Origin of the sequence: Streptomyces sp. NPDC059477 (assembly GCF_042749375.1) — a bacterium.
GTDB lineage: Bacteria > Actinomycetota > Actinomycetes > Streptomycetales > Streptomycetaceae > Streptomyces.
Map to the genome: position 1 here is coordinate 25,279 of NZ_JBHYUG010000057.1, position 21,540 is coordinate 46,818.

Annotated in this window: 20 protein-coding genes, 1 pseudogene and 1 riboswitch; of the genes and pseudogenes, 14 read left to right on the top strand and 7 right to left on the bottom strand. The window is 70.8% G+C overall.

Features of this window, described 5'->3' with window-relative positions; translation table 11 throughout:
• Positions 1 to 91: 91 nt before the first annotated feature.
• From ACFXAZ_RS25760 to gcvT, 4 genes are all read right to left on the bottom strand, one after another.
• A complete protein-coding gene (locus ACFXAZ_RS25760; protein ID WP_384595759.1) occupies positions 92 to 1,459 on the bottom strand; it encodes an L-serine ammonia-lyase in 1,368 nt (455 codons plus the stop codon).
• A 56-nt stretch (positions 1,460 to 1,515) separates the two neighbouring features.
• Positions 1,516 to 2,796 (bottom strand): serine hydroxymethyltransferase, encoded by a 1,281-nt coding sequence (glyA, locus tag ACFXAZ_RS25765; protein WP_384595762.1) that lies wholly within the window; start codon positions 2,794 to 2,796, stop codon positions 1,516 to 1,518.
• Between the two features lie 15 nt (positions 2,797 to 2,811).
• Complete coding sequence (gene gcvH / locus ACFXAZ_RS25770) at positions 2,812 to 3,192, bottom strand: glycine cleavage system protein GcvH (protein WP_384595765.1); 381 nt, start codon at positions 3,190 to 3,192, stop codon at positions 2,812 to 2,814.
• Positions 3,193 to 3,325: 133 nt separating this feature from the next.
• Positions 3,326 to 4,444 (bottom strand): glycine cleavage system aminomethyltransferase GcvT, encoded by a 1,119-nt coding sequence (gene gcvT / locus ACFXAZ_RS25775; protein WP_384595768.1) that lies wholly within the window; start codon positions 4,442 to 4,444, stop codon positions 3,326 to 3,328.
• A 185-nt stretch (positions 4,445 to 4,629) separates the two neighbouring features.
• Positions 4,630 to 4,722, bottom strand: a riboswitch (glycine riboswitch).
• A 247-nt stretch (positions 4,723 to 4,969) separates the two neighbouring features.
• On the opposite strand from gcvT, the gene ACFXAZ_RS25780 reads away from it, so the two are divergent.
• The 10 genes from ACFXAZ_RS25780 (at position 4,970) to ACFXAZ_RS25825 (ending at position 16,087) form a co-directional block, all read left to right on the top strand.
• Positions 4,970 to 5,638: an AAA family ATPase gene (locus ACFXAZ_RS25780; protein WP_384595771.1), complete on the top strand. Its 669-nt coding sequence runs from the start codon at positions 4,970 to 4,972 to the stop codon at positions 5,636 to 5,638.
• 181 nt (positions 5,639 to 5,819) lie between these two features.
• On the top strand, positions 5,820 to 6,611 hold the full coding sequence (locus tag ACFXAZ_RS25785; RefSeq protein ID WP_384595774.1) for an enhanced serine sensitivity protein SseB: 792 nt from the start codon (positions 5,820 to 5,822) through the stop codon (positions 6,609 to 6,611).
• A gap of 153 nt (positions 6,612 to 6,764) precedes the next feature.
• Positions 6,765 to 7,556: an enhanced serine sensitivity protein SseB C-terminal domain-containing protein gene (locus tag ACFXAZ_RS25790; RefSeq protein WP_384595777.1), complete on the top strand. Its 792-nt coding sequence runs from the start codon at positions 6,765 to 6,767 to the stop codon at positions 7,554 to 7,556.
• Between the two features lie 435 nt (positions 7,557 to 7,991).
• A complete protein-coding gene (locus ACFXAZ_RS25795; RefSeq protein WP_384595780.1) occupies positions 7,992 to 8,990 on the top strand; it encodes an ABC transporter permease in 999 nt (332 codons plus the stop codon).
• A gap of 40 nt (positions 8,991 to 9,030) precedes the next feature.
• Positions 9,031 to 10,809: an ABC transporter substrate-binding protein gene (locus ACFXAZ_RS25800; protein ID WP_384595783.1), complete on the top strand. Its 1,779-nt coding sequence runs from the start codon at positions 9,031 to 9,033 to the stop codon at positions 10,807 to 10,809.
• Positions 10,810 to 10,878: 69 nt separating this feature from the next.
• On the top strand, positions 10,879 to 11,886 hold the full coding sequence (locus tag ACFXAZ_RS25805) for an ABC transporter permease (protein ID WP_384595786.1): 1,008 nt from the start codon (positions 10,879 to 10,881) through the stop codon (positions 11,884 to 11,886).
• Positions 11,883 to 13,046: an ABC transporter ATP-binding protein gene (locus tag ACFXAZ_RS25810; protein ID WP_384595789.1), complete on the top strand. Its 1,164-nt coding sequence runs from the start codon at positions 11,883 to 11,885 to the stop codon at positions 13,044 to 13,046. The genes ACFXAZ_RS25805 and ACFXAZ_RS25810 overlap by 4 nt, the downstream gene beginning before the upstream one ends.
• Positions 13,047 to 13,198: 152 nt before the next feature.
• Positions 13,199 to 14,446: an ABC transporter ATP-binding protein gene (locus ACFXAZ_RS25815; RefSeq protein ID WP_384595826.1), complete on the top strand. Its 1,248-nt coding sequence runs from the start codon at positions 13,199 to 13,201 to the stop codon at positions 14,444 to 14,446.
• 63 nt (positions 14,447 to 14,509) lie between these two features.
• Positions 14,510 to 15,175, top strand: coding sequence for a trimeric intracellular cation channel family protein (locus ACFXAZ_RS25820; RefSeq protein WP_384595792.1), 666 nt, complete (start codon positions 14,510 to 14,512; stop codon positions 15,173 to 15,175).
• 66 nt (positions 15,176 to 15,241) lie between these two features.
• Positions 15,242 to 16,087 carry a thioesterase family protein gene (locus ACFXAZ_RS25825; RefSeq protein WP_384595795.1) on the top strand — a complete coding sequence of 282 codons (846 nt, stop codon included), beginning with the start codon at positions 15,242 to 15,244 and terminating at the stop codon, positions 16,085 to 16,087.
• 40 nt (positions 16,088 to 16,127) lie between these two features.
• Here the strand turns inward: ACFXAZ_RS25825 and ACFXAZ_RS25830 are convergent.
• Positions 16,128 to 16,402, bottom strand: a pseudogene (locus tag ACFXAZ_RS25830) (TetR family transcriptional regulator); the annotation flags it as partial.
• 107 nt (positions 16,403 to 16,509) lie between these two features.
• Between ACFXAZ_RS25830 and ACFXAZ_RS25835 the strand changes: the two are divergent.
• Positions 16,510 to 17,679, top strand: a complete 1,170-nt coding sequence (locus ACFXAZ_RS25835; protein ID WP_384595798.1) for a cysteine desulfurase family protein — start codon at positions 16,510 to 16,512, stop codon at positions 17,677 to 17,679.
• 132 nt (positions 17,680 to 17,811) lie between these two features.
• On the opposite strand, the gene ACFXAZ_RS25840 is transcribed toward ACFXAZ_RS25835, so the two are convergent.
• Positions 17,812 to 18,519 (bottom strand): N-acetylmuramoyl-L-alanine amidase, encoded by a 708-nt coding sequence (locus ACFXAZ_RS25840; RefSeq protein WP_384595800.1) that lies wholly within the window; start codon positions 18,517 to 18,519, stop codon positions 17,812 to 17,814.
• 72 nt (positions 18,520 to 18,591) lie between these two features.
• Between ACFXAZ_RS25840 and mnmA the strand changes: the two genes are divergently transcribed.
• Positions 18,592 to 19,722: a tRNA 2-thiouridine(34) synthase MnmA gene (gene mnmA, locus ACFXAZ_RS25845; RefSeq protein ID WP_384595803.1), complete on the top strand. Its 1,131-nt coding sequence runs from the start codon at positions 18,592 to 18,594 to the stop codon at positions 19,720 to 19,722.
• 1 nt (position 19,723) lies between these two features.
• Here the strand turns inward: mnmA and ACFXAZ_RS25850 are convergent, their stop codons facing one another.
• Positions 19,724 to 20,056: a DUF427 domain-containing protein gene (locus tag ACFXAZ_RS25850; protein ID WP_384595806.1), complete on the bottom strand. Its 333-nt coding sequence runs from the start codon at positions 20,054 to 20,056 to the stop codon at positions 19,724 to 19,726.
• A 51-nt stretch (positions 20,057 to 20,107) separates the two neighbouring features.
• On the opposite strand from ACFXAZ_RS25850, the gene ACFXAZ_RS25855 reads away from it, so the two are divergent.
• Both ACFXAZ_RS25855 and ACFXAZ_RS25860 read left to right on the top strand, forming a co-directional pair.
• Positions 20,108 to 20,647, top strand: coding sequence for a TIGR00730 family Rossman fold protein (locus ACFXAZ_RS25855; protein WP_384595809.1), 540 nt, complete (start codon positions 20,108 to 20,110; stop codon positions 20,645 to 20,647).
• Positions 20,648 to 20,678: 31 nt separating this feature from the next.
• Positions 20,679 to 21,368, top strand: coding sequence for an SDR family oxidoreductase (locus ACFXAZ_RS25860; protein ID WP_384595811.1), 690 nt, complete (start codon positions 20,679 to 20,681; stop codon positions 21,366 to 21,368).
• Positions 21,369 to 21,540: the final 172 nt, after the last annotated feature.

Sequence of the window (21,540 nt, forward strand, 5' to 3'; positions counted from 1 at the left end):
ACTCCCTGAATGGTCCGTGGGGGGAGAGAAGGGGAGTTGACGTTGTCACAGGGCCCTTGCCCGGGATCGGCGGCGCTGACCCGGGCGCTCGTCAGCACTCGATGATGTTGACCGCGAGCCCCCCGCGCGCCGTCTCCTTGTACTTCACCGACATGTCGGCGCCCGTGTCCTTCATCGTCTTGATGACCTTGTCCAGGGACACCTTGTGGCTGCCGTCGCCGCGCATCGCCATCCGGGCCGCCGTGACCGCCTTCACCGCGGCCATGCCGTTGCGCTCGATGCACGGGATCTGGACCAGGCCGCCGACCGGGTCGCAGGTCAGGCCCAGATTGTGTTCCATGCCGATCTCGGCGGCGTTCTCCACCTGCTCCGGGGAACCGCCCAGCACCTCGGCGAGCGCGCCGGCCGCCATCGAGCACGCGGAGCCCACCTCGCCCTGGCAGCCGACCTCGGCGCCCGAGATCGACGCGTTCTCCTTGAACAGCATGCCGATCGCGCCCGCGGCGAGCAGGAAGCGGACCACGCCGTCCTCGTCCGCGCCCGGCACGAAGTCCAGGTAGTAGTGCAGCACCGCCGGGATGATGCCGGCGGCGCCGTTCGTGGGGGCGGTCACCACCCGGCCGCCCGCCGCGTTCTCCTCGTTCACGGCCATCGCGTACAGCGTGAGCCACTCCATGGCCAGCGCCTTGGCGTCCCCCTCGGAGCGCAGCTTGCGGGCGGTGGTCGCGGCCCGGCGGCGCACCTTCAGGCCGCCCGGCAGGATGCCCTCGCGGGACATGCCGCGCGCCACGCACGCCCGCATCACCCGCCAGATGTCGAGGAGGCCCGCGCGGATCTCGTCCTCGGTGCGCCAGGCCCGCTCGTTCTCCAGCATGAGGGCGGAGATCGACAGGCCGGTCTCCTTCGTCAGACGCAGCAGCTCGTCGCCCGTGCGGAAGGGGTACTTCAGGACCGTGTCGTCGAGCTTGATGCGGTCGGCGCCGACCGCGTCCTCGTCGACCACGAAGCCGCCGCCGACCGAGTAGTACGTCTTCGTCAGCAGCTCGGTACCACTCGCGTCGTACGCCCACAGCGTCATGCCGTTGGCGTGGTACGGGAGGGCCTTGCGGCGGTGCAGCTTGAGATCGGCGGCGAGGTCGAAGGCGATCTCGTGCTCGCCGAGCAGCTTCAGCCGTCCGCCGGCCCTGACCGACTCCACCCGTTCGTCGGCCGTCTCGACGTCCACCGTGCGGGGCGAGTCGCCCTCCAGGCCGAGCAGCACCGCCTTGGGGGTGCCGTGGCCGTGGCCGGTCGCGCCGAGGGAGCCGTACAGCTCGCAGCGCACGCGGGCGACGGCGGGCAGCACGTCCTCGTTGCGCAGGCGGCGCGCGAACATGCGGGCGGCGCGCAGCGGGCCGACCGTGTGGGAGCTGGACGGGCCGATGCCGATCGAGAACAGGTCGAACACCGAGATGGCCACGGGAACTCCTCCTGAGGGGGTGGGGGCACACGTCGTCGGATGCCCCCACCGGGGAACTACTGGTCGAGAGTGGGGTACAGCGGGTGCTTGTCGGCCAGGGCGGTGACCCGGGCCCTGAGCGCCCGCGCGGTGTCCTCCGGGAAGGGGGACGGTGCCGTGAGGGCCCGCGCGATCACGTCCGCGACCTCGGTGAAGTCCTCGGCCGTGAAGCCGCGGGTGGCCAGGGCCGGGGTGCCGATGCGCAGGCCCGAGGTCACCATCGGCGGACGCGGGTCGTTCGGTACGGCGTTGCGGTTGACCGTGATGCCGACCTCGTGGAGCCGGTCCTCGGCCTGCTGCCCGTCCAGCTCGGAGGCGCGCAGATCGACCAGGACCAGATGCACGTCCGTGCCGCCGGACGCCACGGCCACCCCGGCCGCGCGGGCGTCCTCGGCGAGCAGCCGCTCGGCGAGGACGCGCGCACCGTCCACCGTACGCCGCTGGCGCTCCTTGAACTCGTCGCTCGCCGCCACCTTGAACGAGACGGCCTTGGCGGCGATCACATGCTCCAGCGGGCCGCCCTGGAAGCCGGGGAAGACCGCGGAGTTCAGCTTCTTCGCGAACTCCTTGGAGCGGGCCAGGATGATCCCGCCGCGCGGACCGCCCAGCGTCTTGTGCGTGGTGGAGGTGACGACATCGGCGTACGGCACCGGGTTGGCGTGCAGCCCCGCCGCGACCAGCCCCGCGAAGTGGGCCATGTCGACCCAGAGGTACGCCCCGGTCTCGTCGGCGATCCGGCGGAACTCGGCGAAGTCCAGCTCGCGCGGGTACGCCGACCAGCCCGCGATGATCACCTTCGGCCGGTGTTCCTTGGCGAGCCGCTCGACCTCGGCCATGTCGACCAGTCCGGCGTCGTCCACGTGGTAGGCGACGACGTCGAACTGCTTGCCGGAGAAGTTCAGCCGCATGCCGTGCGTGAGGTGGCCGCCGTGCGCCAGGTCCAGGCCGAGGATGGTGTCCCCGGGCTGGGCGATGGCGAACAGCGCGGCCTGGTTGGCGGAGGCGCCCGAGTGCGGCTGCACATTGGCGTACTCGGCGCCGAACAGCTCCTTGACCCGGTCGATCGCGAGCTGCTCGGTGACATCGACGTACTCGCAGCCGCCGTAGTAGCGGCGGCCCGGGTAACCCTCGGCGTACTTGTTGGTCAGGACCGAGCCCTGGGCCTCCATGACCGCGACCGGGGCGAAGTTCTCGGAGGCGATCATCTCCAGCGTGGACTGCTGGCGCCGCAGCTCGGCGTCGATGGCGGCGGCGACCTCGGGGTCGAGCTGATGCAGGGGGGTGTTCAGTGCGGACATCGGGTGTACGACTCCTCAGCCGGCGGAAAAGGCGGTGTACTCGTCGGCGGAGAGCAGTTCGGCGGGCTCGTCCGTGACCTTGACCTTGAACAGCCAGCCGCCCTCGAAGGGGGCCGAGTTCACCAGCGCCGGATCGTCCACCACGTCCTGGTTGAACTCCACGACCTCACCGGTCACCGGCGAGTACAGGTCGGAGACCGACTTGGTGGACTCCAGCTCGCCACAGGTCTCCCCGGCGGTGACCGCCACACCGGCCTCGGGGAGCTGGGCGTAGACGACATCGCCGAGCGCGTTGGCCGCGAACTCGGTGATGCCGACCGTCGCCACGCCGTTCTCGTCGGCGGCCGACAGCCACTCGTGTTCCTTGCTGTAACGCAGTTCCTTGGGGTTGCTCATGTCCTGAATTCTCCTGTACGCGAGGGAGCGCTGATGAAGGGGGGACGGCTGACACCGCCGGTGACCAGTGGGAACACGCCGGTCACGCCGGTCACGGAGATCACCGGGGACCACCGCGATCGGCGTGGCGCCGCTACTTCCGGCGCTTGTGGAACGGCAGCGCCACGACCTCGTACGGCTCGTGGCTGCCGCGGATGTCCACGCCGACCCCCGCCGTGCCGGGCGCGGCGTGCGCGGCGTCGACGTAGGCCATGGCGATCGGCCTGCCCAGGGTGGGGGAGGGGGCGCCGGAGGTGACCTCGCCGACGGTGTCGCCGCCCGCGACCACCGCGTATCCGGCGCGCGGCACCCGGCGGCCCTCGGCGATCAGCCCGACCAGGACGCGCGGCGGGTCGGCCGCGGCCTTCTCCGCCGCCGCGGCGAGCGCCTCGCGCCCGACGAAATCGCCGTCCTTGTCGAACTTCACGACCCGTCCGAGCCCGGCGTCGAAGGGGGTGAGCGCGGCGGACAGCTCATGCCCGTACAGCGGCATGCCCGCCTCCAGGCGCAGGGTGTCCCGGCAGGACAGCCCGCACGGCACCAGGCCCGCGGGGGCGCCGGCCTCGGTCAGCGCCTGCCACACGGCGACCGCGTGCTCGGGCTTCACGAACAGCTCGAACCCGTCCTCGCCGGTGTAGCCGGTACGGGCGATCAGGGCCGGGACCCCGGCGACCGTGCCGGGCAGTCCGGCGTAGTACTTCAGGCCGTCGAGGTCGGCGTCGGTGAGCGACTTCAGGATGCCGGGGGACTCGGGTCCCTGGACGGCGAGCAGCGCGTAGGCGTCACGGTCGTCCCGGACCTCGGCGTCGAAACCGGCGGCCCGCTCGGTGAGCGCGTCCAGGACGACCTGGGCGTTGGAGGCGTTGGCGACGACCAGATACTCCGCCTCCGCCAGCCGGTAGACGATCAGGTCGTCCAGGATGCCGCCGTCGGCGCGGCAGATCATGGTGTAGCGGGCGCGGCCGACCCCGACGGCGGCGAGGTTGCCGACCAGCGCGAAGTTCAGCAGCCCGGCGGCCTGCGGGCCGGTGACGGTGATCTCGCCCATGTGGGAGAGGTCGAACAGCCCGGCCCGGGTGCGTACGGCGAGATGCTCGTCACGTTCGGAGCCGTAGCGCAGGGGCATGTCCCAGCCCGCGAAGTCGGTCATCGTCGCGCCGAGCGAGCGATGGAGGGCGTCGAGTGCGGTATGCCGGAGTGCGGCACTGCTCATCGGTCGGTCTCCCAAGGCAAAGGGGGATACAGAGTGGGGTGAGGAAGGTTTTTCTGGTTCTTCCTCATTCCTCCCCATCTGTCATCGGAACCTGAGAGGTTCGCCATGACCGTCGACGAGCGCGTCGGCGATCACGGTTTGCACCTTGGGTGGAGCCACCGCGGCGGCTCGCTTTTCAGATGTGCCTCGCCCGCGCGGTACGGGGCCTGAGAGATTCAAGGGAGGGACTTGCTCCTTCGGCGCCCCGGTGACACCGGGGACTCTCCCGCGCGGATTCAAGCGGCCGGTATGCAGTTGGCGCCGTCATCATTGCACGCATCCGTGTGCGACGGCAGGGGGAGGTTTGACAGGCCACGCTCAGTGGGCACGCAGAGTGGGCACGGAGATCGGCGGCGGACAGCGACAGCTCTCTGTGGCAGGGCTGTTGCACGATGCGCACGGAAATACGAGACACCGCGAATTACCTTCTCTTTACACTCGACGGGGAGGGAACCTCGTGAACCGCCCCAGGGGAGGACGATCACGGTGAACAGGACCACGGCGTACGCGACCACCACGGGCGCCGCGCTGCCCGAGCAGCCGACCGCCCCGGCCCAGGAGGCGTGCGGGCCGCTGCCGTCCCCCGTCCTGCGCGACCTGCGCGACCGGGCCGGCCACAGCCCGCACGCCCTGCTCTTCGGCCCCCGCGACCTGGTCGTCGTCACCGGCCTGCCCGGCAGCGGCAAGTCCACCCTGATGCGGCGCACGGTGAAAACGCTCCGCATCGACTCCCAGGACACCCGCGACCGCTGGGACCAGCGCACCCCGCGCTTCCTGCCCTACACCGCCTACCGCCCTCTCGTCCGCCTCGCCCACTACGCCGGACTGCGCCGCGCCCTGCGCAGCGGCGAGGGCGTCGTCGTGCACGACTGCGGGACCCAGGCGTGGGTGCGCGCCTGGCTGGCCCGCGAGGCCCGCCGCCGCGGCGGCAGCCTGCACATCCTGCTGCTCGACGTCACCCCGGAACAGGCCCTCCAGGGCCAGCGCGAACGCGGCCGGGGCGTCTCCCGCTACGCCTTCCGCCGCCACCGCGGCGTCGCCTCCCGCCTCCTGCGCCGCATCCAGAAGGGCCACCTCCCCCGCGCCTGCGGCTCAGCGGTCCTCCTGGACCGCGACGCGGCGAACACCCTGCGCCGGATCGGGTTCACGGGGTAGGCGGCCGGAAGGCGGGGCCCTGGTACCGACCCCGGCCCAGGGCCCGGCGACTCCGGCGTCGGGTGCCGCCCGCCACCGGTCCCGGGCCCCGCCCCGGTCGTGCCCCGCCCCGCCCCCGCAACCGTTAGCCTTTCCAGGCACAGATCGCAGTGGTACGTGGTACTCGGCAGGCGGTAGGCAGATGGACTTCCCGGCGGATCTTCCCGCGGACTTTCCGGCACAGGCGCACCCCCATCCGCATGGCGGCTGGCCCGGCAATGAGCTGGAGGAGGTGCTCTCCGCCGCTCTCGGGGTGCCGTCGGCCGGAGGGCGGATCGTCGAGGTCCTCGGCCGCAGCTTTCTGTGGGTGCCGCTGCCGAACGGCGGTGGCCCGCGCAGCGGCCCCCTCGACCTGCCCACCACGGAGATCGACGGCCAGGCGTACGTCCCGGTGTTCAGCTCCGAGGAACAGTTCCGCCAGGTCGTCGGGCACCACATGGCGTACACCATCGCGCCCGCCGTGGAGTTCGCGCGCGGGCTGCCGCCGCAGGCCGGGATCCTGATCAACCCCGGGGGAGTGGTGGGCATCCCGCTGCCGCCGCCCGCCGTCGCGGAGCTGTGCCGGGCGGGACGCAGCGCGCTGGACGGCCCGGCGAGCGGCGGCCGGGTGCGGCTGTTCGAACCCGACTGGCAGGACGACCCGGTGGACTTCCTGGCCGCCGCGTCCGCCGAATTCGCCGCCCTCGGCGTCGTCCTGACGGCCCGCCGCTGCCTCGCCGCCATCGAGACCGCCGACCCGGTGCTGTTCGTCGGCGTCGAACTCACCCAGCGCGACGGCGACCTCAGGGCCCTGCCGCTGGCCGCCCTGGAACGCGCGGTGACGGGCGCGGCGCCCAAGTGGCCGGTCAATCTCGTCCTGTTGGACGTGACCCAGGACCCGGTGGGCGAGTGGATGCGCGAAACGGTCCGCCCGTTCTACACACAGGGTCACTGAGCCGGCCTCCCAGGGGGCAGATCCACGGGGCGAGCCGCCGAGAACCCGCGCCCGCGCGTCCACGGCGGCCCCCGATCCGGCAGGCCCACGTAAGCTAGTGTCGCGGTCGAAAAAAGGGCGTTGCAAGCAGGCCACGAAGGGGCGGGGAAGACAGTGAGCGCGAGCGGCACCGCCGCAACCGGCCAGGTCGAACACGCCCTGCGGCAGGTGACGCCGGGCCGCTACGACAGCTACGAGGCGCTGCTGCACGCCCTGGCGACCCCGGCCGCGGGCCAGATCTGGATGCTGCTCTGGCACGGCCAGGCCGGCTCCCCCGACGCCCAGTACGGGAACATGGAGGTGGACGGTCACGCGTACGCCCCCTGTGTGACCTCCGCCCAGGAGCTGTCGGCGAGCGGCTGGAACCGTTCGTACGAAGTGGTCGGCGCCCTCGATGTGGCCCGCACCCTCTACCCCGACCACTACGGCCTGTGGCTCAACCCGCACGCGCCGGGCGGGGGCGTCGGCATCCCGTGGCTGGATCTGCGCCGGATCGCCACCGGCCTGGACCGCCAGCCCGCCGGACCGCTGCGGCTGGCCGAGCCGGCCGTCGAGGTCCCCCAGTTCTACGCGCTGCTGGCGCAGAACGCCCACCGCACCCCCGCGCTGCGCTCACTGCGCCGCGCCTGGGTGCAGCCGGCGCTCGGAGCGCCGTATCTCGCCATCGGTCTTGAGGTGTACGAGACCTCGCCGACCGCCGTCGACGCGGTGCGCGCGATGATGCAGCAGTCGATCGGCGCCTGCCCGGACGGGCTGCCGGTGTCGACGGTGGCCATGTCGGACGAGTACTGCCCGATCGCGATGTGGATGCGGGCCAACGCCCGCCCGTTCTACGACCGTGAGGCCCACGCGCCGGCCCAGGCGCCAGGGGTGGGCCACGGCTACCCCGCGCCGGGCGCGTACTGACGCTCGCGGGCGGCCCGAGCCTCGTCACCCCACACCACCTCGATCCCGGTAAATGTCGTGATTCACCCCGGTCACGCACGCCTGGGGCGCCCCGACGCCGGGTCACGCTACGCGGGTTGACAACCACCGGGGGCCGAGGGTGAGAATCCGAAAGCCGTGACCGGGTGATCGGATAACGGATTGCCCGGCGCAGTATCACGGTTGCGCATACTTTCCCCGGCAGACCTGGCGGGTGATCGCGAAGACGTTGAAGACTCCCGACCCAGGTACCGGGGTACAGCGCGCGGACAGGATCGGCGCGGGCAATGTCGACAAGTCGTGTGAACCGCCGAAGCGCGGGCCCCATCCGGGTCTGTGCCGGCCAGCAAGTGAACCAAATCCGCACACAGCGGCAGGCGTAGGCCGGTCACCACCGGCGAGAGGGGTCAGGTCACTGTGACCGCACCGATCGACACCACGGGTACGGCGGCCGAGGCGCAGCCGGAAGCCGTGCTCTCGGGAGTGGACAAGGCACAGATCGAAGGCCGCTCCCTGGGGCAGATCGCCTGGACGCGTTTCAAGAAGGACAGAGTCGCCGTCGCGGGCGGTGTCATCGTGGTCCTGCTGGTACTGATCGCCGCTCTGTCCCGCCCCATCCAGGCCCTCTTCGGCCTGGACCCGAACGCCCTCAACCAGGACCTGATCGACCCCAACACCTCCCTGCCGCTGGGCGGTTTCGGCGGGATGAGCCTGGATCACCCGCTCGGTGTCGAGCCCAAGTTCGGGCGGGACATCGCCACCCGGATCCTGGAGGGCTCCTGGGTCTCCCTGGTCGTCGCCTTCGGCGCCACCATCCTGTCCAACACCATCGGCACGATCCTCGGCGTGGTCGCCGGCTACTACGGCGGCCGGGTCGACACGATCATCAGCCGGCTGATGGACACCTTCCTCGCCTTTCCGCTGCTGCTCTTCGCCATCGCCATCTCGGCGACCCTCCAGGGCGGCGCGTTCGGCCTGGAAGGGCTGCCGCTGCACATCGGCGTACTGATCTTCGTGATCGGCTTCTTCAACTGGCCCTATCTGGGGCGTATCGTCCGCGGTCAGACCCTCGCCCTGCGCGAGCGCGAGTTCGTCGACGCGTCCCGGGGCATGGGCGCCCGGGGGCCGTACATCCTCTTCCGGGAGCTGCTCCCGAACCTGGTCGGCCCGATCATCGTCTACTCGACGCTGCTCATCCCGACCAACATCCTCTTCGAGGCCAGCCTGAGCTTCCTCGGTGTCGGTATCCAGCCCCCGCAGGCGTCGTGGGGCGGCATGCTCAACCAGGCGGTCAGCTACTACCAGGTCGATCCCCAGTACATGATCGTGCCCGGTCTCGCCATCTTCATCACCGTCCTGGCGTTCAACCTGCTCGGCGACGGTCTCCGTGACGCTCTCGACCCACGCAGCCGCTGATCCGCGGCCTCACCGGGAGCGCAGCAAAGTTTTTCCGACAATGGAGGGGAAGCAGACCATCATGAGAAGGTCAGCACTGGCCGCGGTGGCGGCCATCGGCTCCGTGAGCCTGGTGCTCGCGGGATGCAGCAAGGCCGATGACGGCGGAGGCGACGACGGCAGCAACACGCCGGCCGCCGGCGCCGACGCCGCGACCAAGGACGTCGTCAACGCCTCGACGCAGCAGGGCGGAACGGTCACCTACGAGTACGCGGACGTGCCGGACTCGTTCGACCCCGGCAACACGTACTACGCGTACATGTACAACTTCAGCCGGCTCTACGCCCGCCCGCTGATGACCTTCCAGCCGGGCGCCGGCGAGAAGGGCAACGAGCTGGTCCCGGACCTGGCCGAGAGCCCCGGTGTGCCCAGCGACGGGGGCAAGACCTGGACGTACAAGCTGCGCTCGGGCCTGGAGTACCAGGACGGCACGGCGATCACGTCCAAGGACGTCAAGTACGCCGTCGAGCGCTCCAACTTCGCCCGTGACGTGCTCTCCCTCGGCCCGAACTACTTCCAGCAGTTCCTTGAGGGCGGCGAGGACTACAAGGGCCCCTACAAGGACAAGAGCGCCGAGGGGCTCGCGTCGATCGAGACGCCGGACGACACCACCGTCGTCTTCCACCTCAACCGCGCCTTCCAGGAGTTCGACTACCTGGTGGCCACCCCGCAGACGGCTCCGGTGCCGCAGGCCAAGGACACCGGCATCGACTACGTCAAGAACATCGTGTCCTCCGGCTCGTACAAGTTCGAGAGCTACGAGGAGGGCAAGCAGGTCACCCTGGTCCGCAACGAGAACTGGGACGCGGCGACCGACCCGCTGCGCAAGCAGTACCCGGACAAGATCGTCGTGAACCTGAAGGTCAACCCCGAGACCATCGACCAGGACGTCATGGCCGGCGAGGCCATCGACCTGGGCGGTACCGGTGTCCAGGCCGCCACCCAGGCGAAGATCGTCAACGACCAGGACCTCAAGGCCAGCACCGACAACACCTACGGTGGCCGGCTGGTCTACCTGGCGATCAACACCGAACTCGCCCCGTTCGACAACGTCGCCTGCCGCAAGGCCGTCGAGTACGCCATCGACAAGGTCTCGGTGCAGACCGCCAACGGCGGTCCGATCCGCGGTGACATCGCCACCACCGTCCTGCCGCCCGACATCCCCGGCTACGCCGAGTCGGACATCTACGCCACCCCGGACAACAAGGGTGATGTCGCCAAGGCCAAGGAGCAGCTGACGGCCTGCGGCGAGGAGACCATCACCACCAACATCACCGCGCGCAGCGACCGCCCGCAGGAGATCGACGCGGCGACCGCGATCATCGACTCGCTGAAGAAGGTCGGCATCAACGCCAGCCTGAAGCAGTACCCATCGGGCAAGTACTTCACCGACTACGCGGGTGTGCCGGAGTTCGACAAGGAGCAGAACGTCGGCCTGATGATGATGCAGTGGGGTGCCGACTGGCCGTCCGGCTACGGCTTCCTCCAGCAGATCCTGCACGGTGACGCGATCGGCGCGTCCGGCAACACCAACCTCTCGCAGCTGGACAACGCGGACGTGAACAAGCTGCTGGAGCAGTCGATCGCGACCGAGGACCCGACCGCGCGCACCAACATGTACACGGAGATCGACCAGAAGACGATGGAAGAGGCGGCACTCGTCCCGCTGACCTACTTCAAGGTCCTGCTGTTCCGCCCGGCGAACTTCACCAACCTGGTGTCCTCGGCGGCCTTCAGCGGTCAGTACGACTACCTCAACATCGGCACGACCAAGAAGTAGCCCCGGAAGGCAGGTGAAGGCATTGGTGCCCGCGGGCCACGCGGCCCGCGGGCACCGGCGCCGGTCCCCGTGATCTCGTACATCCTCCGCCGGACGATCGCCGCGGTGATCCTGCTGCTGGTCGTCACCGCGGTCACCTTCGGCATCTTCTTTCTGCTGCCGCGGATGGCCGGCCAGACCGTCGACCAGCTGGCCCAGCAGTACATCGGGAAGAACCCGACGCCCGAGGACATCGCCGCGGTCAAGCGCAATCTCGGACTGGACCAGCCCGTCTACGTCCAGTTCTGGCACTTCATCAAGGGGATTGTGGTAGGCGCCACCTACGACCTCGGCCCCACCACGGCGCGCTGTGAGGCGCCGTGCTTCGGCTACTCCTTCAAGACGCATGTCGAGGTCTGGCCGCAGCTCACCTCCCGTCTGCCGGTGACGATCTCACTGGCGGTCGGCGCCGCGGTGCTGTGGCTGCTGTCCGGGGTGACGGCGGGTGTGGTCTCCGCCCTCAAGCCGGGCTCGTTCCTCGACCGCACCTTCATGGGCATCGCCCTGGCCGGGGTGTCGCTGCCCATGTTCTTCACCGGCAACCTGGCCCTGCTGCTGTTCACCTTCGAGTTCCCGATCTTCGGACGCACCTATGTGCCGTTCACCGAGAACCCCTCGCAATGGGCCAACACCCTCTTCCCCGCCTGGTGTTCCCTCGCACTGCTCTACTCGGCCATCTACGCGCGGCTCACCCGCTCGGGGATGCTGGAGACCATGAACGAGGATTTCATCCGCACGGCACGAGCGAAGGGCCTGCGCGAACGCAAGGTCGTGCTGCGGCACGGGCTGCGCGCCGCGCTCACCCCGATCATCACCGTGTTCGGCATGGACGTCGGCCTGCTGCTCGGCGGCGCGCTGATCACCGAGACGGTGTTCTCGCTGCACGGCATCGGTGAGTACGCCGTCCAGTCGATCCAGGACAACGACCTGCCCCCGATCCTCGGCGTCACCCTGTTCGCCGCCTTCTTCGTCGTGATCGCAAATCTCCTGGTGGACCTGTTGTACGCCGCCGCCGACCCGCGGGTGAGGCTCTCGTGACCGAACTGTCCAAGACCGGCGCCACGACGGGCGCCGAGGCCGGTGCCAAGACCGGTGCCAAGACCAGTGGCGCGACCGGTGCCGCGACCGGCGAGACCGTCCCCGGCGCCGCCTCCGCGAGCACCTCCCGGGCCTTCCTGGAGGTCCGCGACCTCAAGGTGCACTTCCCCACGGACGACGGTGTGGTCAAGTCCGTCGACGGACTCAGCTTCACGCTGGAGAAGGGCAGGACCCTCTCCATCGTGGGCGAGTCCGGCTCCGGCAAGTCCGTCACCTCGCTGGCGATCATGGGGCTGCACCGGCTCGGCGCCCGCGGCAAGAACGTCCGGATGTCCGGCGAGATCTGGCTCGACGGCAAGGAACTCGTCGCCGCCGACCCCGACGAGGTCCGCCGGCTGCGCGGACGCGAGATGGCGATGATCTTCCAGGATCCGCTCTCCGCGATGCACCCGTACTACACGGTCGGCAGCCAGATCGTGGAGGCGTACCGCGTCCACCACAGCGTCAGCAAGAAGGCCGCCCGCAAGCGGGCCGTCGAGATGCTCGACCGGGTCGGCATCCCCGAGCCCGCCAAGCGCGTCGACGGCTACCCGCACGAGTTCTCCGGCGGGATGCGCCAGCGCGCGATGATCGCGATGTCGCTGGTCAACAACCCCGAACTGCTCATCGCCGACGAGCCGACCACCGCCCTGGACGTCACTGTCCAGGCACAGATCCTCGACCTCATCCGGGACCTCCAGAAGGAGTTCGGCTCCGCGGTCGTCCTGATCACCCACGACCTGGGGGTGGTCGCCGAGATCGCCGACGAGGTCCTGGTGATGTACGGCGGCCGGTGCGTGGAGCGGGGCGGCGTCCAGGAGATCTTCGAACGCCCCCAGCACCCGTACACCTGGGGTCTGCTGGGCTCGATGCCCCGCATCGACCGGGAGACCTCCGACCGGCTCGTCCCGGTCAAGGGCCAGCCGCCGAGCCTGATCAATGTCCCCTCGGGCTGTGCCTTCCACCCCCGCTGCCCGTACGCGGACGTGCCCAAGGGCGATGTCACCCGTACCGTGCGCCCCGAGTTGCAGCAGGTCGGCGGCGGACACTGGTCCGCCTGCCACCTCTCGACCGAGGACCGTACGCGGATCTGGACCGAAGAGATTGCGCCGAAGCTGTGAGTGACACGACGAACGAACCGACGGGCGTCACGGATGCGAACTCCGTCGTGGACGCGGCGGAGGTCACCGGGGGCGTCACGGAGGCTCCTGGGGAAGCCGTCACGGAGGCCTCCGGGGGAACTGCCACCGAGGGTGCCACGGCCGGGCCGGGCGTGGGGTCCAGGATTCCGCGTCAGGCGGAGCCGTCCGGCGGGCGCGAGGTGATCCTCAGGGTCGAGGGCCTCCAGAAGCACTTCCCGATCCGCAAGGGGCTGCTCCGGCGGCAGGTCGGCGCCGTCAAGGCGGTCGACGGCCTCGACTTCGAGGTGCGCCGGGGCGAGACCCTCGGCGTGGTCGGCGAGTCCGGCTGCGGCAAGTCGACCATGGGCCGGGTCATCACCCGGCTCCAGGACCCGACCGGCGGCCGGATCGAGTTCGAGGGCACGGACATCACCTCGCTGAACCCGGCCGGGATGCGCCCGCTGCGCCGCGACATCCAGATGATCTTCCAGGACCCGTACGGCTCCCTCAACCCGCGGCACACCATCGGCGGGATCGTCTCGGCGCCGTTCCGGCTCCAGGGCGTGGAGCCCGAGGGCGGGGTCAAGAAGGAGGTCCAGCGGCTGCTGGAACTGGTCGGCCTGAGCCCCGAGCACTACAACCGCTACCCGCACGAATTCTCCGGCGGCCAGCGCCAGCGCATCGGCATCGCCCGCGCGCTCGCCCTCAAGCCGAAGCTGGTCGTCGCGGACGAGCCGGTCTCCGCGCTGGACGTGTCCATCCAGGCGCAGGTCGTGAATCTGATGGCCGACCTCCAGGCGGAACTCGGCCTGACCTATGTGATCATCGCGCACGATCTCTCGGTCGTCCGGCATGTCTCGGACCGGATCGCGGTGATGTACCTCGGCAAGATCGTCGAGCTGGCCGACCGGGTCTCGCTCTACCAGGCGCCGATGCACCCGTACACCAAGGCCCTGATGTCGGCGGTGCCGGTCCCGGACCCGTCCCGCCGCGGCGCCAGGAGCGAGCGCATCCTGCTGCGCGGCGACGTCCCCTCGCCGATCTCGCCGCCGAGCGGCTGCCGTTTCCACACCCGGTGCTGGAAGGCGACGGAGATCTGCACGGTCGAGGAGCCGCCGCTGATCGAGCTGCGCCCCGGTCAGCAGGTGGCCTGCCACCACCCGGAGAACTTCGCGGACCAGGCCCCGCAGGACACGGTCCTGCTGACCGCGGCGAAGAAGGCGGCGGAGCTGGTACCGGACGAGGTGCCGGCGGAGTCGGCGGGGGCGAGTACGGCGGACGTGGCGGGGGTGAGTACGGCGGAGTCGGCGGGGGCGAGTACGGCGGACGCGGCGGGTTCCGAGGATTCGGTGACGGCCACCCCGAAGTCCCCCGCATCCCCGGCGCCCGACGAGAAGTAGGCCACACCAGGCCCCTGCCTTCTTTCGTAAGGTGGGGGCCTGTGGTTGGGTAAGAATGGAAGGGTGCTCGAACCGTTCTACAGCCCTTCCGTCCAGCACACGCTCGACCTGATCGGCATCTTCGTCTTCGCGATCTCCGGCGCCCTGCTGGCGGTCCGCAAGAACTTCGACATCTTCGGCATCGTCGTCCTCGCCGAGGTCACCGCGCTCGGCGGCGGCCTCTTCCGGGACCTGGTGATCGGCGCGGTGCCGCCGACCGCCTTCACGGACGTGGGCTACTTCGTCACCCCGATGTTCGCCGCCCTGCTGGTGATCTTCCTCCACCCCCAGGTGGAGCGCATCCAGACCGGCGTGAACGTGTTCGACGCGGCGGGCCTCGGCCTGTTCTGCGTGACGGGCACGATCAAGGCGTACGAGTACGGACTCGGCCTGCATGCGGCGGCTGCCCTCGGCCTCGCGACCGCCGTGGGCGGCGGTGTCCTGCGGGACGTCCTGGCGAACGAGGTCCCCTCGCTGCTGCGCTGGGACCGCGATCTGTACGCCGTCCCCGCGATCGTCGGCGCCCTGCTGGTGGTGGCCTGCATCCACTATGACGCCCTGACCCCGCTGACCAGCGGACTCGCGGTACTGACGGCGTTCGTGCTGCGGCTGCTGGCGATGCGCTACCACTGGCGGGCGCCACGGGCGTGGAACCGGCGGTCGACCGTGCGGGAGGAGGAGGGGGCGTGAGGGCCGGGCGACTCGGGACGCCAGTCAAAGCTACCGCTTAGTATGGAACTGATGTACGGTGCCTGCATGGCACAGGCATCCCAGGCGACCATCGGTGACAGCGAGTTCGACCGCGACACGGCGGTGACCAGGCGTTCCGAGGGCGTCTACGACCTCGACCTCGCCGCCGGCTGGACGATCATCAACGCCGTCAACGGCGGCTATCTGCTGGCCGCCCTGGGCCGTGCCCTCGCGGACGCCCTGCCGCACCCCGATCCGTTCACCGTCTCCGCGCACTATCTGACGGCCTCGCAGCCGGGCCCCGCCGTGATCCGCACGGAGCTGATCCGCTCCGGCCGCACCCTCTCCACCGGCCAGGCGTCCCTCTTCCAGTACGACGACCAGGGCCGCGAGATCGAACGGATCCGGGTCCTGGCCTCTTACGGTGACCTCGACGGACTCCCGGACGACGTCCGTACGTCGGCGAAGCCGCCCGCGATCCCGCCGGTCGAGCAGTGCCTCGGCCCCCAGGACGCGCCCTCGCCCCTGCCGGGCAACTCGGCGATCACCGACCGTCTGATGATCAAGCTGGACCCGTCGACGCTGGGCTGGGTGCTGGGGCAGCCGTCCGGCAAGGGGGAGATGCGCGCCTGGTTCGGGCTGGCCGACGGCCGTGACGCCGACCCGCTGTCCCTGCTGCTGGCGGTGGACGCCCTCCCGCCGACCGCCTTCGAACTGGGCATCAAGGGCTGGGTCCCCACGGTCGAGCTGACCGTGCACGTCCGCTGCCGTCCCGCTCCCGGCCCGCTGCGGGTGTCCATCACCACCCGCAATCTGGCCGGCGGTTTCCTGGAGGAGGACGCCGAGGTCTGGGACAGCGCGGACCGGCTGGTGGCGCAGTCACGGCAGCTGGCGCGGGTGTGGACGGGCTGAATCACGGGGGCGGCGGCGCTCGGCGGGTCGGCCGGGAGCGGATCGCCTCGCGCACCGGACGTACCCCGCCGTGCTGCTCGCGCGCGAGGAAACGGACGTGAGCGGGGTGCTCGGCGACGTGACGGGCGATCAGGTCGACCGTCACGACGAAGCGTTCTCCTGGAAGGCCGTCGGGGCGACGCCCACGGCACGGGTGACCTCGCACAGGCCGAGGCTGCTCAGGTGCTGTTCCGCCGGCAGCTCCAGGGCCGCGTCCAGCAGTGCCCGGCGGGTCCTCCGCGTCCGGGCCTGCCGGACGCCGAGGGGGTGACCCATGCCGTGCGGTCGACCACTGTTCTCCGGAATCACCCAGGGGCGCGGCGGCCGGGACCCGTCGGCCCCCTCGTCGTGGGCCCGCCCCCGCGCCGTAGAATCGGCACACCATGGCTTATCTCGACCACGCCGCGACCACTCCGATGCTCCCGGAGGCGGCAGAGGCACTCACCGCCCAGCTGGGCATCACGGGCAATGCCTCGTCCCTCCACGCGTCCGGCCGCGCGGCCCGGCGTACGGTCGAGGAATCCCGGGAGACCCTCGCGGAGGCGCTCGGCGCCCGCCCCAGCGAGGTCGTCCTCACCTCGGGCGGCACCGAGGCCGACAATCTCGCCGTGAAGGGCCTGTACTGGGCGCGCCGCGACGCCGACCCGGCCCGCACCCGGGTCCTCGCCAGCCCCGTCGAGCATCACGCCGTCCTCGACGCCGTGCACTGGCTCGGCGAGCACGAGGGGGCGACCGTCGAGTACCTCCCGGTCGACGCCTACGGGCGCGTGCACCCGGGCGCGCTGCGTGAGGCCATCGCCCGCAACCCGGACGACGTCGCCCTCGCCACGGTCATGTGGGCCAACAACGAGATCGGCACCGTGCTGCCGGTCCGGGAACTCGCCGACGTGGCCGCCGAGTTCGGAATCCCGCTGCACTCCGACGCCGTGCAGGCGTTCGGGCAGGTCCCGGTCGACTTCGCCGGCTCCGGACTCGCCGCGATGACCGTCTCCGGGCACAAGATCGGCGGGCCGTACGGCATCGGCGCGCTGCTGCTCGGCCGCGAGTACACCCCCGTACCCGTGCTGCACGGGGGTGGCCAGGAGCGGCATGTGCGCTCCGGCACGCTCGATGTGCCCGCCGTCGCCTCCTTCGCCGTCGCCGGGCGGCTGGCCGCCGCGCACCGGGAGGGGTTCGCGCGCGAGATCGGCGCGCTGCGGGACCAGTTGGTCGACGCGGTGCGCACGGCTGTGCCCGACGCGATCCTCGGGGGGGATCCGGCGCCCGGGGGGCGGCTGCCCGCCAACGCGCATTTCACCTTTCCGGGGTGCGAGGGGGACTCGCTGCTGTTGCTGCTGGACGCGCAGGGGATCCAGTGCTCCACCGGGTCCGCGTGTACGGCGGGGGTGGCGCAGCCCAGCCATGTGCTGCTGGCCACGGGGGTGGACGCGGAGCTGGCCCGGGGGACGTTGCGGTTCTCTCTCGGGCATACGTCCACGGGGGCGGATGTGGAGGCTGTGGCGAAGGCCATTGGGCCGGCTGTGGAGCGGGCTCGGGCGGCGGGGCTCAGCTGAGGTTGTGGGTGGTAGGCGGTGCCGGTGGTGGGGGACTGCCGCGCCGTCGTGGCTGGTCGCGCAGTTCCCCGCGCCCCTAGGGGGGTGGGGCACAGGGCGATTCCCCGTGGCGGCCCGCTGGGGGGTTGGCGCTCAGGGCGTCTCCGAAGGTGTCGGTGTCGGTGTCAGTGTCGCTGTGACGGCGTTTCTCACCAGGGTCAGATAGCGGTCCCAGTCCCAGTGGGGGCCCGGGTCCGTGTGGTCCGTGCCCGGGACCTCCACGTGGCCGATGATGTGCTCGCGGTCGACGGGTATGTCGTAGCGGCGGCATATTCCGGCGGTCAGGAGCGCGGACGCCTCGTACATCGCGTCCGTGAGGTCCTCCGGGCGGTCCACGAAGCCCTCGTGCTCGATGCCGACACTGCGTTCGTTGTAGTCCCGGTTGCCCGCGTGGTAGGCCACGTCCAGCTCGCGGATCATCTGGGTGACCTCGCCCTCCTGGCTCACGATGTAGTGCGCCGCCGCGCCGTGCCCCGGGTCCTGGAAGACCCGCACCGCACTCGCGTAGCTGCCCTGCGTGACATGGACGATCACCATGTCCACCGCGTAGTCGCCGGGGCGGTCCGCGCGCCGCCAGTTCGCCGAGGACGCCGCCACCCAGCGCGCCCCCTGGAAGTCCACCGCCCCCTCCACCCGCGGCTTCTCCACCCCGGGCACCTGCCACCACAGGCGCGACAACTGGTCGTGCGCCGCCCACGCGCCCGCGCCGACCGCCACCGCCGCACCGCCGATGAACAGTGACCGCCGGCCGATCCCCCCGCCGGAGCCGGGAGGCCTTGTCTCCTCCACGCGCTCCTCCATGTGCTCCCTCATGTGATCGAGAACGGATACTCGCGGGCCCTGGTTCCCGCGCCCCCTTACCCTTGAGGGGTTATGACTGACACCTCGCTGCGCTCCCGTCCCCTTCGCGTCCTCGCCGCCATGTCCGGCGGTGTCGATTCCGCCGTCGCCGCTGCCCGTGCCGCCGAAGCGGGGCACGACGTGACCGGCGTCCATCTCGCGCTCTCCGCGAACCCGCAGTCCTTCCGCACGGGCGCGCGGGGCTGCTGCACCATCGAGGACTCCCGGGACGCCCGCCGCGCGGCGGACGTCATCGGCATCCCGTTCTACGTCTGGGACCTCGCCGACCGCTTCCGCGAGGACGTGGTGGAGGACTTCATCGCCGAGTACGAGGCGGGCCGTACACCCAATCCGTGCCTGCGCTGCAACGAGAAGATCAAGTTCGCGGCGCTGCTGGACAAGGCCCTCGCCCTCGGCTTCGACGCGGTGTGCACCGGCCACTACGCCCAGGTGATCGTCAACGCCGACGGCAGCCGTGAACTGCACCGCGCCTCGGACATGGCCAAGGACCAGTCGTACGTCCTCGGGGTGCTGGACGACCGGCAGCTCGCGCACGCGCTGTTCCCGCTCGGCGACACCGTCACCACCAAGGACGAGATCCGCGCGGAGGCCGAGCGGCGCGGCCTGGCCGTCGCCAAGAAGCCCGACTCGCACGACATCTGCTTCATCGCCGACGGCGACACCCAGGGCTTCCTCGCCGGCCGCCTGGGCAAGGCGGAGGGCGACATCGTGGACGAGTCCGGCAACCGCCTCGGCACCCATGAGGGCGCCTACGGCTTCACCATCGGCCAGCGCAAGGGCCTGCGCCTGGGCACCCCGGCCCCCGACGGCAAGCCGCGCTACGTCCTGGACATCTCCCCGGTCGACAACACCGTCACGGTCGGCCCGGCCGCCGCCCTCGACGTCACCGCCCTCACCGCCGTCCGCCCCCGCTGGTGCGGCACGCCCCCCGCCGGCCCCGGCACCTACACGGCCCAGCTCCGCGCCCACGGCGGCGAGACGGAGGTCCGCGCGGAGGTCGTGGACGGCGAGGAGCTGCGCGTCCGCTTCACCGAGCCCGTGCGCGGGGTGGCCCCCGGCCAGGCGATCGTGCTGTACGACGGCACGCGCGTGGTGGGCTCGGCGACGATCGCGGCCACCACGCGCGCGACGGCGGCGGTCTGATCTACGGGGTCCGATCCACCTCGACCCGGTAGAAGCACAGATGGTCCTTGATCTGCGCCACGCCGGTCTTGGGCTCGGGATACGACCACACCAGATCGGGAGCGTCCGGCAGCGACCAGTAGGACGCCGTGCCCTTGAAGGGGCAGTGGGTGTGGGTCTCGGAGGGGGCGAGGAGGTCCAGGCGGACGTCCTCGGCCGGGATGTAGTAGCGCGGGGGACAGCCGGTTTCGTGGAGTACGAGGGCGCGGTCGCTCTCGGCGAGCACCTGGTCGCCGTGCACCGCCCGTACCCGCTGCTCGCTGGGCTCGATGGTGATCCTGTGTCCGTCGGTCATATGACGGAAAGCGCGTGGCGGGCCCCGCTTCTTCCCTCGTACGGTGTTCCCGTGAATATCTGTGTCTTCCTCTCCGCCGCCGATCTCGCCGACCGCTACACCCGCCCCGCGCGGGAGTTCGCGGAACTGATGGGCAAGGGCGGGCACACGCTGGTGTGGGGCGGTTCGGACACGGGTCTGATGAAGGTGGTCGCCGACGGGGTCCAGGAGACGGGCGGGCGCCTGGTGGGGGTCTCGGTGGAGTTCCTGGCGGCCAAGGCGCGGGCCGGCGCGGACGAGATGGTGATCGCCCGGGACCTCGCCGAGCGCAAGAAGCTGCTCCTGGACAAGGCGGACGCGGTGGTGGTCATGGTCGGCGGCACCGGCACGCTCGACGAGGCCACCGAGATCCTGGAGCTGAAGAAGCACCGGCGCACCGACAAGCCGGTCGTCCTGCTCAACACCGCCGGTTTCTACGACGGGCTCAAGGAGCAGTTCCGGCGCATGGAGGACGACGGATTCCTGCCGGTTCCCCTGTCGGACCTGGTGTTCTTCGCCCAGGAGCCGGTGGGGGCGCTGGCGTACCTGGAGGAGAGCCGGGGCGTCGTCTGACACCCCCTCGGGGTGATGCGAGCATGACGGCATGGCTACACATGTGATCACCGGGGCCGGTTCCGGTATCGGCGCGGCCGTCGCCCGGCGGCTGCACGCGCGCGGGGACGATGTCGTGCTGCACGCGCGCGACGCGGGTCGCGCCAAGCAGCTCGCGGCGGCGTTCCCGGGTGCCCGGACCCTGGTCGGTGACCTCGCCGAGCCCTCCCGGCTCAGCTGGGCGTTCTCCCATCAGTCGCTGCCCGACCGGGTGGACTCCCTTCTGCACATCGCCGGAGTGATCGACCTCGGCGCGGTCGGCGACCTCACGCCCAAGGCCTGGCGCCACCAGCTCGACGTCAACCTCGTCGCGCCCGCCGAGCTGACCCGCCTCTTCCTGCCCCAGCTGCGGGCCGCCCGTGGCCATGTCCTCTTCGTCAACTCGGGCGCGGGGCTGCGGGCCGCTGCCGACTGGTCCGCGTACGCCGCCTCCAAGCACGGCCTGAAGGCCCTCGCCGACTCCCTGCGGCACGAGGAGCACGGGAACGGGGTGCGGGTCACCTCGGTGTACCCCGGCCGCACGGCGACGCCCATGCAGGCCCGCACCCATCAGCAGGAGGGCAAGGAGTACGACCCCACCGCCTGGATCGACCCGGAGTCGGTCGCGACGACGATCCTGACGGCACTGGACCTGCCGAGGGACGCGGAGATGAACGACGTGACGATCCGGCCGGGGCGGTAGGGGGCGCGCTTTGAGGGTGCTCGCTCACCTCTTGCCCGACCGAGACGGGTCGCTGGGTGGGCATAGGCCCGGGGGTCTGGGGGCGGAGCCCCCAGGACGGTGACCGGGGTTCCGGGGGCGTCGTCCGGGCCGGTGCGAAGAGGTGGCGGTCGCTGCCCGGAGGGTTACGTAC

What these genes read in the sequence shown, in the direction of transcription:
- glyA (WP_384595762.1), bottom strand. Translation starts at nt 2,796, where the DNA reads ATGTCCGCACTGAACACCCCCCTGCATCAGCTCGACCCCGAGGTCGCC.
- gcvH (WP_384595765.1), bottom strand. Translation starts at nt 3,192, where the DNA reads ATGAGCAACCCCAAGGAACTGCGTTACAGCAAGGAACACGAGTGGCTG.
- gcvT (WP_384595768.1), bottom strand. Translation starts at nt 4,444, where the DNA reads ATGAGCAGTGCCGCACTCCGGCATACCGCACTCGACGCCCTCCATCGC.
- ACFXAZ_RS25785 (WP_384595774.1), top strand. Translation starts at nt 5,820, where the DNA reads ATGGACTTCCCGGCGGATCTTCCCGCGGACTTTCCGGCACAGGCGCAC.
- ACFXAZ_RS25800 (WP_384595783.1), top strand. Translation starts at nt 9,031, where the DNA reads ATGGAGGGGAAGCAGACCATCATGAGAAGGTCAGCACTGGCCGCGGTG.
- ACFXAZ_RS25825 (WP_384595795.1), top strand. Translation starts at nt 15,242, where the DNA reads ATGGCACAGGCATCCCAGGCGACCATCGGTGACAGCGAGTTCGACCGC.
- ACFXAZ_RS25835 (WP_384595798.1), top strand. Translation starts at nt 16,510, where the DNA reads ATGGCTTATCTCGACCACGCCGCGACCACTCCGATGCTCCCGGAGGCG.
- ACFXAZ_RS25840 (WP_384595800.1), bottom strand. Translation starts at nt 18,519, where the DNA reads ATGGAGGAGCGCGTGGAGGAGACAAGGCCTCCCGGCTCCGGCGGGGGG.
- mnmA (WP_384595803.1), top strand. Translation starts at nt 18,592, where the DNA reads ATGACTGACACCTCGCTGCGCTCCCGTCCCCTTCGCGTCCTCGCCGCC.
- ACFXAZ_RS25850 (WP_384595806.1), bottom strand. Translation starts at nt 20,056, where the DNA reads ATGACCGACGGACACAGGATCACCATCGAGCCCAGCGAGCAGCGGGTA.
- ACFXAZ_RS25860 (WP_384595811.1), top strand. Translation starts at nt 20,679, where the DNA reads ATGGCTACACATGTGATCACCGGGGCCGGTTCCGGTATCGGCGCGGCC.